Source organism: Pseudomonas sp. GW821-FHT03C07 (assembly GCF_059420925.1).
The window spans coordinates 37968-50378 of sequence record NZ_JBWKUQ010000019.1; the positions used below are offsets into that span (position 1 = coordinate 37968).

The window sequence follows — 12411 nt, forward strand, 5'->3', positions numbered from 1 at the left end:
CCTTACAGGTAGCGACCGAAAGCCAGATCCACCGCGCCTTCACGGCGCAACTGATCGAGCGCCGACTGCAACCTGGCAACGACTGTATCGGGCACCTCTTTGTTGAGGGCCAGGTAAAGGGAGGCACTGTTGAAGCGCAAGATCGTCTTGAGCCCGGCCACACCCTCCTGCCGGGCCAGGTAGCGTCCGGCGGGATCGCCCGAGGCCCACAGGTCGATCTGGCCGTCGACCAGCTTCTTCGCGTTATCCTGGTCACGCAGGGCCAGCACCGGGTTGAACCCGTGCTGCGTCAGGTATTGGCCGATAGCGTCGCCCTTGTAGGCGCCGATCCGGTAGCGGTGAGCCTGCTCCAGGCTCGACAAGGCGATCGGGCTACCCGCTTTGCCCAGCAGCACCCAATCGTCAGGACCAATCGGGCCGACCCACTTGAACAGCTTCTCGCGCTCCGGCAACCGGGCCATGACGAACACCCCGTAGCCGGGGTTTTCCAGGGCGAGCTTGTAGATCCGCTCCCAAGGGAAACGCAGGGTCAGGCTGTAGGGAATACCGGCACGTTTGAAGGTCTCACGCACAATATCGGCGGCGATGCCTTCGATGTTCTCGTCCTTGGCGAAGTTCTTGCCGTTTTTCGCCATGTTGTAGGGCGGGAAGTTCTCCGTCAGCAGGACAATGCCGTCATCGGCTGCGTCCGCCGCACCCGCCGTGCCCGACAACAGCCCGATCAGGCAAAACAGTGCAAGGAAAAAGCGTTTAGACATAGTAGGCAACCGGAATCCATGGCGGCCTCAAGAGTGACTTGAGGCCGCCATGCTGTCCAGTGGCCTGTTGCCCTCAGCGCACCACAATACCGCGCGCGGCCATATAGGCCTTGGCTTCCGGCACGGTGTACTCGCCGAAGTGGAAGATGCTCGCCGCCAGCACCGCGCTGGCGTGGCCTTCAAGAATCCCGTCGGCCAGGTGCTGGAGATTACCGACGCCCCCCGAGGCAATCACCGGAATGCCCAGGGCATCACTGATGGCGCGGGTGACGCCGAGGTCGAAGCCGTTTTTCATGCCGTCCTGGTCCATGCTGGTCAGCAGGATTTCACCGGCACCGAGGCCTTCCATTTTTTTCGCCCACTCCACCGCATCGAGCCCGGTGGGCTTGCGCCCGCCGTGGGTGAAGATCTCCCAGCGCGGGGTTTCGCCTGGCAGCGAAACCTTCTTCGCGTCGATAGCGACAACGATGCACTGCGAGCCGAAATGCTGCGCCGCTTCACCGACAAACTCGGGGTTGAACACCGCCGCGGTGTTGATCGAGACCTTGTCGGCCCCGGCATTGAGCAGGTTGCGGATGTCCTGCACGGTACGCACGCCGCCACCAACCGTCAGTGGGATAAACACCTGGCTGGCCATGCGCTCGACGGTATGCAGCGTGGTGTCACGGCCATCGACGCTGGCGGTGATGTCGAGAAAAGTGATCTCGTCCGCACCCTGCTCGTCGTAACGCCGGGCAATTTCCACCGGGTCACCGGCATCGCGGATGTTCTCGAACTTGACGCCCTTGACCACGCGACCATTGTCGACGTCCAGGCAAGGGATGATGCGTTTGGCCAGCGCCATGGTGAGTCCTCAGCCTTGGTACGAATCGCAGAAGGCTTGCGCCTCGGCGACATCGAGGGTGCCTTCGTAGATCGCCCGACCGGTAATCGCGCCGATGATGCCCGGCGCCTTGGCGTCCAGCAGGGCCTTGATATCGCCCAGGTTGTGGATACCACCGGAAGCGATCACCGGGATCCGGGTGGCCGCGGCCAGGGCGGCGGTGAAGGGCACGTTGCAGCCCTGCATCATGCCATCTTTGGCGATATCGGTATAAACGATGGCGGACACGCCGTCGGCTTCGAATTGCTTGGCCAGGTCGATCACTTGCACGGTGCTGATTTCAGCCCAGCCGTCGGTGGCGACAAAACCGTCCTTGGCATCCAGGCCGACGATGACCTTGCCCGGGAACGCACGGCAGGCTTCAGCAACGAACGCCGGGTCTTTCACCGCCTTGGTGCCGATGATCACGTAGCTCACGCCAGCCTTGACGTAGTGCTCGATGGTTTCCAGGGAGCGGATACCGCCGCCGATCTGGATCGGCAGGTGCGGATAACGCTTGGCGATGGCAGTGACCACCTCGCCGTTGACCGGCTGGCCTTCGAACGCGCCGTTCAGGTCGACCAGATGCAGACGGCGGCAGCCGCCCTCCACCCACTTGGCAGCCATACTCACCGGGTCATCGGAGAACACCGTGGAATCTTCCATGCGGCCCTGGCGCAGACGTACGCAGGCACCGTCCTTGAGATCGATAGCGGGGATAATCAGCATCTGGAAAACCTTAAAGTCGTTTTTTCAGCTTCACTCGGAAATCAGTTTTTCTCGAGCGCCCACAGGTCGCTTTCGATGCTCTCGAACCTTTCTTTAAGGTGCGTCTGCACATCGAAAATCGCCCTGTTGTAATAGTGCGGAGCAATTTCACGGGTAAACAGGTCGAGGATTTCCGCCGCTTCGAACGAACCCAGGTTCAGTTCGAAGCGATCTTCCATGAAGCGCTTGATCTTCTGATTGGCCTCGTTCTCCTGTTCGGGAGCGAGGGTCAGGATCGGCGGCTTGATCTTCTTCGCGGCCATTTACCAGCGCCCATCCCAGGCGGCGAAGTTCTGCAGCAATTGCAGGCCGTGGGTATGGCTTTTCTCCGGGTGGAACTGCACCGCGAAGCGCGAACCCTCGGCCAGCGCCGCGGCGAAGTCGACGCCGTAGTGCCCGCTACCCACCACCTGCCGCGGGTTGCCGGCGGCGATGTAGTAGCTGTGCACGAAGTAGAAACGCGCCAGGTCCGGAATGTTGTGCCACAGCGGGTGATCCACCACCTGTGTCACTTCGTTCCAGCCCATGTGCGGGACCTTCAGGTGCTCGCCGTCCTCGTGCTGGTCCTTGGCGAAGAGCTTCACCTGGCCGGGAAACAGGCCGATGCAGTCGACGCCGGCGTTCTCTTCGCTGTGTTCGAGCAAAGCCTGCATGCCGACGCAGATGCCGAGGAAGGGACGATCCTGGCTGACTTCACGCACCAGCGCATCGAAGCCCAGGCGGCGGATCTCGGCCATGCAGTCGCGAATCGCGCCGACACCCGGGAAGACCACCCGGTCGGCTTCGCGGATCACCGCCGCATCGCTGGTGATCAGCACCTTGCCGGCCCCCACGTGCTCGAGGGCCTTGGCCACCGAGTGCAGGTTACCCATGCCGTAATCGATAACCGCGACCGTCTGCATTACAGGACGCCCTTGGTCGAGGGCATTTGCCCGGCCATGCGCTCATCCAGTTCGACGGCCATGCGCAGGGCACGACCGAAGGCCTTGAACACGGTTTCGATCTGGTGGTGGGTGTTGCTGCCACGCAGATTGTCGATGTGCAGGCTGACCAGCGCGTGGTTGACGAAGCCCTGGAAAAATTCCTGGAACAGGTCGACGTCGAAGCCGCCGACGGTGGCACGGGTGTAGGGCACGTGCATCTGCAGGCCAGGACGGCCGGAGAAGTCGATGACCACCCGCGACAGCGCTTCATCCAGCGGGACATAGGCGTGGCCGTAGCGACGGATGCCTTTTTTGTCGCCGATGGCTTTGGCGAAGGCCTGGCCCAGAGTGATACCGACATCTTCCACGGTGTGGTGGTCGTCGATATGCAGGTCGCCCTTGCACTCGATATCCAGGTCGATCAGCCCGTGACGGGCGATCTGGTCGAGCATGTGTTCAAGAAAAGGCACACCGATATTGAATCGGGCCTTTCCGGTGCCATCCAGGTTGATCGAGGCTTTGATCTGGGTTTCCAGAGTGTCGCGCTCGACGGACGCCTTACGTTCGGCCATCACCAGCTCCGCAAAATCATTGGGCGAAAAAGGCAACCATTATAGGGGCGCGGGCGGCAAACCGAAACACACAAGGTGAACTCCCGGACGGGCTGAATCCAGCGGGTCGGGGATATACCTGTCAGGACCTGTAGGAGCGAGCTTGCTCGCGATGGGCGTCAACGATGACGCGGGGTATCAGATACCCCGCCGTGCCTCGACTACCATCGCGAGCAGGCTCGCGCCTACAGGGTGAGGACAGGGTTTTAGTGGAACAGCACCGCCGTCTTCTGCAGGGTGACCCACACGCCCCACACCAACGGAATGCCCACTACCAGCCAGGCGGCAATCGCCAGCGGCTTGCTGCCCGCAGCGGCCTTCCACTCCAGCACAGTCCGGCTGTCGGCGCCCTTGTCATGGCCCAGCGCCTGCTCGACAGCCAGTTCGGCGTCGCTCATAAAGTACTTGTCGGCCACCGGGCGCACCAGCAGGTTGCAGATAAAACCCAGCACCAGCAGGCCGGCGAGGATGTACAAGGTGATGTCGTAGGCCGCGGCGCGCTCGACGCCGAGGCTCAGCTGATACTCACGCAGGTAGTTCACCAGCACCGGACCCAGCACGCCGGCGGCCGCCCAGGCGGTCAGCAGGCGACCGTGGATCGCACCGACCATCTGCGTACCGAACAGGTCCGCCAGGTAGGCCGGCACCGTGGCGAAACCACCGCCGTACATCGACAGGACCACGCAGAACGCCGCCACGAACAGCGCGATGCTGCCCAGGTGACCGAGGCTCGGTACCGCCGCATAGAGCGCGAAACCCAGGGCGAAGAACACGAAGTAGGTCGCCTTGCGGCCGATATAGTCCGAGAACGAGGCCCAGAAGAACCGACCGCCGATGTTGAACAGGCTGAGCAAACCGGTGAAACCGGCGGCGATCGCGGCGATCTGGCCCAGTTGCGCGGCGTCCAGCTGACTGAAGGTCAGGCCGTTGCCGAGCAGTTTACCGGCGAAGACTTCCTGCAGCAGTGGCGAGGCCATGCCGAGGATGCCGATACCGGCGGAGACGTTCAGGCACAGCACCAGCCACACCAGACGGAACTGCGGGGTCTTCCAGGCCACGTTCACATGCACGTGACGGTGGGTGATCATCGCATTGCTGGCCTTCTTCACCGGCGCGGTCCAGCCCTCGGGCTTCCAACCAGTGGGGGGCACGCGGTACGACAAGGCGCCGCCGATCATGAAGACGAAGTAGATCGCCGCCATCACCGCAAAGCTCTGCCACACGCCGACGCTGGCAGGCGAAGCGAAATGACCCATCAAGGCCGCCGCCAGCGGTGCACCGACCATCGCCCCGCCGCCGAAACCCATGATCGCCATGCCGGTGGCCATGCCGCGCTTGTCCGGGAACCACTTGATCAGGGTCGACACCGGCGAGATATAACCCAGGCCCAGACCGATACCGCCGATCACCCCGGAACCGATCCACATCAGCCAGATCTGATGGGTATAGACCCCCAACGCCGAAATCAGCAGGCCACCACACCAGCACAGCGCGGACACCACACCGGCCTTACGTGGCCCGGCATGTTCCAGCCAGCCACCCCAGATCGCCGCCGAGCAGCCGAGGAAGATGAAGAACAGGGTGTAGATCCAGCCGAGCATCGAGATCGGCCAATCACACTGCGACGAGAACACCTGTGTGATAAAGCTCATGTCCGGCGCGCAGGCGACCGGCGCGGTGATGCCCAGTGCCTTGGACAGCGGCAACCAGAACACAGAGAAGCCGTAAGCCATGCCGATGCACAGGTGGATGGCCAGGGCGGCCGGTGGAACCAGCCAGCGGTTGAAACCGGGCTTGGCGATGATGCGCTCCTTTGACAGGAACGCGGGCTCGACGGCATAAGTGTCCGCCGTAATGCTGCTGCTCATGAAGTGTCTCCCCCAATTGGAATAATGGTCCGCCGGCCACACATCACTCCCGGCCTTGGTGCACGCAGGCTTGGCCGTGTTATCGGGTGATGCTGGTTACGCGACAATCAGTCGCAGAAGGACGGGCGGACCGGGAAAGGTTACCATTTACCCATGACAGAACAACCAGACTGATACGCTCGTTATGTAATGCAACGGCCCTGTTTTTGACATCCCCCCGACCCCTGTAGGAGCGAGCTTGCTCGCGATGGACGTCAACGATAACGCGGGGCGCCTGATACCCCGCGGTGCCTGGACTACCATCGCGAGCAAGCTCGCTCCTACAAAAAGCCCTTCCCGGACATTCGAGGATTTTATGCCCATCGTTGTCGAGTCCCTCACCGAAGCCACCTACCAGGACCAGCAGGACCTGCAGAAGATCTACCAGGACGCCCCGCCCTGGCTCTTCGCGCCGCAAGCCGACGGCCAGCAACTGATCGAAACCGCCCTGGCCGACGGCAGCCTCATCGCCGGACGCTTCAACGACCGCCTGCTGGGCGCGGCGCGCCTGGAACGGCACGCGGACTTCTGGCTTTTATCCCAACTTTGCGTCAGAAAAGTCACCAGGCGCCGCGGGGTAGCCGAACGACTAGTGGCAGAAGCCTCACGAATGGCCAGACTGTCAGGAGCGCAGCTGCGACTCCAGGCGCCCGCCGGGTATCTCGAGGCCCAGGCGCTGGCGGCCAAGCTGCAGATTGCCCTGGACCCGCTGTAAGGAGCATCCGTGTCCTGCCGCCAGCGCCGTGACGCTATACTCGCGAGCTAAATTTCAAATTCCACTGACTACAAGGATTCGCCCATGAAAGCGTTCGGCAAAATCCTGGGTCTGGGGCTTCTCGGCTTGTTGCTGATCATCGTGGCGGCAGGCTTTGCCCTGACCCACCTGTTCAATCCCAACGACTATAAAAACGAGATTCGCCAGATTGCCCGCGACAAGGCCCACATTGAGCTGACCCTCAATGGCGACATCGGTTGGAGCCTTTTCCCCTGGCTGGGCCTGGAGCTGCACGATGCCAGCGTGGCGACCCTGGCCACCCCGACCCAGCCGTTTGCCGATCTGCAGATGCTCGGCCTGTCGGTACGCGTACTGCCGCTGCTGCGCCGTGAAGTGCAGATGAGCGATGTCCGTGTCGAAGGCCTGAACCTGCGGCTCAACCGCGACAAGGACGGCCACGGCAACTGGCAGGACATCGGCCACCCGGCCCCTGGCGCCAGCATCACCGCGCAGACCGCCAAGGCCGCCGAACCGGCCATTGCCGAGGCGGAAGAAAAACCCTCGCAACCCATCCGCCTGGACATCGACAGCCTGACCGTCAACAACGCCCGGATCGAGTTCAATGATGAAAAGACCGGCCGCCAGATCACCTCGGAAAGCATCCAGCTGAGCACCGGCGCGGTGCATGATGGCAAGGAAATCCCAGTCAAGTTCACCGCCTTCTTCGGCACCAACCAGCCGGTCCTGCGGGCCCGCACCGAACTCAGCGGCAACCTGCGTTTCGACCGTGTGCTCAAGCGCTACCAGTTCGAAGACATGCGCCTCGGTGGCGAACTGTCGGGTGATCCGTTGCAAGGCAAATCGCTGACTTTCTCTGCCCAGGGCCAGTTGCTGGTGGACATGGCGGCGAACGTCGCCGAATGGACCAGCCTGAAGTTGTCGGCCAACCAACTGCGCGCCCTCGGCGAGCTGAAGGCCAACGACCTGAACAAGACCCCACAACTCAACGGGACGCTGTCGATTGCCCAGCTGGACCTGATGAAGTTTCTCGACAGCATCGGCCAGCCCCTGCCGAGCGTGGCCGACGGCAGCCTGAGCAAAGTCGAGTTGATCACCCACCTCACCGGCACGCCCACCAGCCTGGTACTGGACGGCCTCAACCTGAAGCTCGATGACAGCAACTTCACTGGCCGCGTCGCCATCGAGGATTTCGCCAAGCAATCCCTGCGCGTGCAACTCAAGGGCGACACGTTCGACGCCGACCACTACCTGCCGCCGAAATCGGCCGACGCCGACAGCGCCTCGAAAGTCCGCCAGGCCGACGTGATGAACAGCGAAGCCAACGCCATCGCCAGTAGCTCGCCATTGCCGGAATCCCCGACCAAGGGCGCCTGGAGCAGCGACAAGCTGCTGCCCATCGAACGCCTGCGCAGCCTCGACATCGACGCCGATCTCGGCTTCGACCAACTGACCCTGAAGAAGCTGCCGATCAACAACGCCGCCCTCAAGGTCACCGGCCTGGGTGGCGTGCTGACCCTCAACGACCTGCGCGGCGAGCTCTACGGCGGCAGCTTCAGCGCCAAGGGCAGTCTCGACGTGCGCCCCGACGTGCCACGCCTGAGCCTGCAACCGCGGCTGAACCGGGTGCCGGTCGAACGCATCCTGCAAGCCCAGGGACAGAAACCGCCGGTCAAGGGCGCCCTGACCCTCAGCAGCGACCTGACCGCCACCGGCAACAGCCAGAAAGCCCTGATCGACAGCCTCAACGGCACGGCCAGCTTCACCCTCAACGACGGACTGCTGCTCAACGCCAACCTCGAACAGCAACTGTGCACCGGCATCGCCACCCTCAATCGCAAGACCCTGAGCAGCGAACCGCGGGGCAAGGACACACCGTTCCAGGACCTCAAGGGCAGCCTGAGCCTGCACAACGGCGTGGCCAGCAACCCGGACCTGAAAGTCAATATCCCGGGCCTGAGCGTCAACGGCAACGGCGATATCGACCTGCGCGTGCTGGGCATGGACTACCGCATCGGCATCATCGTCGAAGGCGACAAGAGCGACATGCCGGACCCGGCCTGCCAGGTCAACGAACGCTTCGCCGGGATCGAATGGCCACTGCGCTGCCGTGGCCCGCTGGAGCTGGGCGCCAAGGCCTGCCGCATCGACAAGGACGGCCTCGGCCAGGTCGCCGCGCGCCTGGCCGGCAACAAACTGAACGACAAGCTTGAAGAAAAGCTTGGCGACAAGGTCAGTCCCGAACTCAAGGACGCACTCAAGGGGCTGTTCAAGCGATGAGAGCCGAGCAGTTTTCCAGCGCCGTGCTGGATTGGTACGACCGCCACGGTCGCCACGATCTGCCCTGGCAGCAGGGCATCACGCCGTATCGGGTGTGGGTGTCGGAGATCATGTTGCAGCAGACCCAGGTCAGCACCGTGCTGAACTACTTCGACCGCTTCATGGACTCGCTGCCGACGGTGGAAGCCCTGGCCGCCGCGCCGGAAGATGAAGTGCTGCACCTGTGGACGGGCCTGGGCTACTACACCCGGGCACGCAACCTGCAGAAGACCGCGAAGATCGTCGTTGCCGAGCATGGCGGCGAGTTTCCCCGCGACGTCGAGCAACTCACCGAGCTGCCGGGCATCGGTCTGTCCACCGCCGGCGCCATCGCCAGCATCAGCATGGGCCTGCGCGCGGCGATCCTCGACGGCAACGTCAAGCGCGTGCTGGCGCGCTACACCGCCCAGGAGGGCTACCCGGGCGAACCCAAGGTGGCCAGGCAGCTCTGGGCCAACGCCGAGCGTTTTACCCCCGACACCCGGGTGAACCACTACACCCAGGCGATGATGGACCTGGGCGCGACCCTGTGCACCCGCAGCAAGCCCTGTTGCCTGCTGTGCCCGCTGAAAGTCGGCTGCGAAGCACACCTGCTCGGCCTGGAAACCCGCTACCCGATTCCCAAGCCGCGCAAGAGCGTGCCGCAGAAGCGCACCCTGATGCCGCTGCTCGCCAACCGCGAGGGCGCCATTCTGCTTTACCGACGCCCCTCCAGCGGCCTCTGGGGCGGTTTATGGAGCCTGCCGGAGCTGGACGACCTCGACGACCTGCCGCACCTGGCGGCGCAGCACTCGCTGGAACTGGGCGCGCAACAGGCGCTGCCGAACCTGACCCACACCTTCAGCCACTTCCAGTTGGCCATCGAGCCGTGGCTGGTGCAGGTCGAGGCGAGCGCCCATCACGTGGCCGAGGCCGACTGGCTCTGGTATAACCTCGCCACCCCGCCGCGCCTGGGCCTTGCCGCCCCGGTGAAAAAGCTGCTCAAACGGGCAGCCGACGTTTTGAATGCAGGAGAGTCGTCATGACCCGCACCGTAATGTGCCGCAAGTACCACGAAGAACTGCCCGGCCTTGAGCGCCCTCCGTACCCGGGTGCCAAGGGCCTGGATATTTTCGAACATATTTCGCAGAAAGCCTGGGGCGACTGGTTGAAGCACCAGACCCTGCTGATCAACGAAAAACGCCTGAACATGATGAACGGCGAAGACCGCAAATACATCCAGGGCGAGATGGACAAGTTCTTTTCCGGCGAGGAATACGCCAAGGCCGAAGGCTACGTGCCGCCGGCCGAATAATCAGGGCTGGAACAGCTTTGGGTCGTAAGCGACGGTAATAATTAAATATTTTTTGAAATCGTGCTTGACGACCCCTCGAAAAACCCGTTTAATGCGCCCCGTTGCCCAGATAGCTCAGTCGGTAGAGCAGGGGATTGAAAATCCCCGTGTCGGCGGTTCGATTCCGTCTCTGGGCACCACTAATTAGTTTCAGGTGGTGTCAGCATCATCTGAAAGCCCACAAGAAACCCGCCTAGTGCGGGTTTTTTGTTGCCTGAATTTCCTCCCCATCCTTTTCACCTGCAGCCCTGCCCACGGCCCGATTTGCGCAACGCCACTGGCCTCTTCCACTTCGCACCACCACGTTCCCATCCCCTCGCCCGGCAACTGTCATGGTCGACCAACAAGACAGTTCGTTGCACGCCTTCCCAACCGTACCGGTACTCACCCCATCAGGCTGATTAGTCTGCACCTGTCCTTCAGGCACGCAGGAGCCAAACATGAATATCGCCAACTGGCTGGACGCAGCCGGCCTTCGCCAGCCGAAGCGTGCGGCCTTGTTCGAGGGGCGGCAGCAAGTCGCCAACTACGGCGCCTTTGTCGCCCCCGAGAGACTGCCCCTGGGCTGCCACGAACTGGATCGGGAGGACATGGGCGCACTCACCTCAATCACTTCGTCACCGGGCACACCCTATCCGCGTCACGCCGATGACCTCGCCTGGTTGTTCTACACCGCCAGCAGCACAGACGACGCCAAGGCAGTGATGCTCAGCCACGGCAACTTGACGGCCATGTCGCAAGACTGTTCGCCCGATGTCGATCCGTTCGACGCCAATGAGGCCGTGGTGTATGCCGCACCGATGTCGCACTGCGCCGGGCTCTACAGCCTGATCCATGTGCGTCGGGCCGCTCGCCATATCGTCCCGGAATCCCGCGACTTCAAGGCCGAAGAGCTGTTCGAGCTGACCAGCGGGCTCGGCAATATCACCTTGTTCGTGGCCCCCGCCATGTTCACCGGCATGGTCGAGCAGGCCCGCCGCCAAGGCCACGACGGCAAGGGAATCAAGACCATCATCTATGGCGACGCGCCTATCTACCCGACAGACCTGCGCAACCTACTGCTCAAAAACAGCTACGGCGAGCTCCTCAAGACGGAGCTGCGTCTGTGGTTGAAGGCCAGCGCCAATGACGCCTGCACGCTCTGAAGAGCATTTTCACGGATCTCCAGCCAGCCCCGGATCCCTCCCCAGCACCGAAAGGAGCCGTCAGCATGACGCAAGCCAACGTAGCAAGCCTTCCCGAGATCAAGAGTCAAGACCTGCAAGCCTATTTCCTGGGCCTGATCTCAGTGGCGGCCTTTGCCATGACCCTGCCCGCGGCAAAAATGCTCGCGGGCGATCTGAGCGCCGTCCAGGTCGGGATCTTCCGTTCGGTGATCGCGGCCTTCGCCGCGATTCCCTTTTTGCTCATTGGCCGCGCCAAGTTTCCTAACCGCTCACAGATCAAGCGCATGCTGCTGACCTCCACCGGGATCGTCTACGGTTTCCCGATCCTCACCGCACTGGGCATGCAGTACGTGCCCGTCAGCCACGGCGGTGTGGTCCTGGCCGCCTTGCCGCTGTCCACGGCGATCTTCGGCACCCTGATCACCGGCACCCGGCCGTCCAAGGCGTTCTGGGCGATCTCCAGCCTGGGCTTCCTGGTGGTCATGTCGTACACGGTGATGAAGTCGAATGTTTCCGACATCTACGTCGGCGACCTCGCCCTGCTCGGCGCTGTCGCCCTGGCGGGCTTCGGCTATGCCCAGGGCGGCGCGCTGTCCAAGGAACTGCCAGGCTGGCAGGTCATGTGCTGGACCCTGGTCATCAGCCTGCCCGTGCTGCTGCCGGCCAGTCTGTGGCTCTTCGACAGCAACACCATCGCCCACCTGCCGAGCACCGGTATCGCCGCCTTGTTGTTCCTGGCGCTGGTCAATTCGCTGCTGGGCTTCTTTTCCTGGAACCGTGCCCTCGCACTCGGCGGTATCCAGCGAATCAGCCAGCTGCAGTTGCTCCAACCGTTCTTCACTTTCGGCTTCTCGATCTGGCTGATGGGGGAAGCCTGGAACTGGCTGACACCATTGGTCTGCGCTATTGTCATCATCTTGGTATGGCTGTCCAAACGTACCTGAGCCCCTGTTCGGCGGTCGAGCCGCTCTCATCCTTGAATAGAATCTCAACGACATCTTTTTGTCAGAGCGGTGAGCCGCAGCAAAGGG

13 protein-coding genes and 1 tRNA gene are annotated in these 12411 nt (G+C 62.6%); 7 read left to right on the forward strand and 7 right to left on the reverse strand.

Annotated features, from left to right (window positions below):
- Nucleotides 1-2: 2 nt before the first annotated feature.
- The 7 genes from AC07VG_RS26960 to AC07VG_RS26990 all read right to left on the reverse strand — a co-directional run bounded on the left by AC07VG_RS26960 (nucleotide 3) and on the right by AC07VG_RS26990 (nucleotide 5790).
- The gene (locus AC07VG_RS26960; RefSeq protein ID WP_495022205.1) at nucleotides 3-758 is read right to left on the reverse strand and encodes a substrate-binding periplasmic protein; all 756 of its coding nucleotides are present in this window, start codon (nucleotides 756-758) and stop codon (nucleotides 3-5) included.
- 73 nt (nucleotides 759-831) lie between these two features.
- On the reverse strand, nucleotides 832-1602 hold the full coding sequence (hisF, locus tag AC07VG_RS26965) for an imidazole glycerol phosphate synthase subunit HisF (protein WP_017126987.1): 771 nt from the start codon (nucleotides 1600-1602) through the stop codon (nucleotides 832-834).
- A gap of 9 nt (nucleotides 1603-1611) precedes the next feature.
- Nucleotides 1612-2349: a 1-(5-phosphoribosyl)-5-[(5-phosphoribosylamino)methylideneamino]imidazole-4-carboxamide isomerase gene (gene hisA / locus AC07VG_RS26970; RefSeq protein WP_495003695.1), complete on the reverse strand. Its 738-nt coding sequence runs from the start codon at nucleotides 2347-2349 to the stop codon at nucleotides 1612-1614.
- 41 nt (nucleotides 2350-2390) lie between these two features.
- The gene (locus AC07VG_RS26975) at nucleotides 2391-2651 is read right to left on the reverse strand and encodes a DUF2164 domain-containing protein (RefSeq protein ID WP_495003696.1); all 261 of its coding nucleotides are present in this window, start codon (nucleotides 2649-2651) and stop codon (nucleotides 2391-2393) included.
- Nucleotides 2652-3290, reverse strand: a complete 639-nt coding sequence (gene hisH / locus AC07VG_RS26980) for an imidazole glycerol phosphate synthase subunit HisH (RefSeq protein ID WP_495003697.1) — start codon at nucleotides 3288-3290, stop codon at nucleotides 2652-2654.
- Nucleotides 3290-3883 carry an imidazoleglycerol-phosphate dehydratase HisB gene (hisB, locus tag AC07VG_RS26985; protein ID WP_495003698.1) on the reverse strand — a complete coding sequence of 198 codons (594 nt, stop codon included), beginning with the start codon at nucleotides 3881-3883 and terminating at the stop codon, nucleotides 3290-3292. Before hisB ends, hisH begins: the two co-directional genes overlap by 1 nt.
- Before the next feature lie 245 nt (nucleotides 3884-4128).
- A complete protein-coding gene (locus AC07VG_RS26990; RefSeq protein ID WP_495022206.1) occupies nucleotides 4129-5790 on the reverse strand; it encodes an OFA family MFS transporter in 1662 nt (553 codons plus the stop codon).
- 355 nt (nucleotides 5791-6145) lie between these two features.
- Here AC07VG_RS26990 and AC07VG_RS26995 point away from each other — a divergent pair, with 355 nt between their 5' ends.
- The 7 genes from AC07VG_RS26995 to AC07VG_RS27025 all read left to right on the forward strand — a co-directional run bounded on the left by AC07VG_RS26995 (nucleotide 6146) and on the right by AC07VG_RS27025 (nucleotide 12324).
- Nucleotides 6146-6544 carry an acetyl-CoA sensor PanZ family protein gene (locus AC07VG_RS26995; RefSeq protein ID WP_495022207.1) on the forward strand — a complete coding sequence of 133 codons (399 nt, stop codon included), beginning with the start codon at nucleotides 6146-6148 and terminating at the stop codon, nucleotides 6542-6544.
- A gap of 84 nt (nucleotides 6545-6628) precedes the next feature.
- Nucleotides 6629-8842 (forward strand): AsmA family protein, encoded by a 2214-nt coding sequence (locus AC07VG_RS27000; protein ID WP_495022208.1) that lies wholly within the window; start codon nucleotides 6629-6631, stop codon nucleotides 8840-8842.
- Entirely contained in the window at nucleotides 8839-9906 is a 1068-nt protein-coding gene (gene mutY / locus AC07VG_RS27005) for an A/G-specific adenine glycosylase (protein ID WP_495022209.1), read from the forward strand. Before AC07VG_RS27000 ends, mutY begins: the two co-directional genes overlap by 4 nt.
- Nucleotides 9903-10175, forward strand: coding sequence for an oxidative damage protection protein (locus tag AC07VG_RS27010; RefSeq protein ID WP_248798071.1), 273 nt, complete (start codon nucleotides 9903-9905; stop codon nucleotides 10173-10175). Before mutY ends, AC07VG_RS27010 begins: the two co-directional genes overlap by 4 nt.
- Nucleotides 10176-10278: 103 nt before the next feature.
- Nucleotides 10279-10354: transfer RNA gene (locus tag AC07VG_RS27015), tRNA-Phe, on the forward strand.
- Between the two features lie 300 nt (nucleotides 10355-10654).
- Nucleotides 10655-11359: an AMP-binding protein gene (locus AC07VG_RS27020; protein ID WP_495003703.1), complete on the forward strand. Its 705-nt coding sequence runs from the start codon at nucleotides 10655-10657 to the stop codon at nucleotides 11357-11359.
- Nucleotides 11360-11424: 65 nt separating this feature from the next.
- A complete protein-coding gene (locus AC07VG_RS27025) occupies nucleotides 11425-12324 on the forward strand; it encodes a DMT family transporter (protein WP_495003704.1) in 900 nt (299 codons plus the stop codon).
- Nucleotides 12325-12411 lie beyond the last annotated feature (87 nt).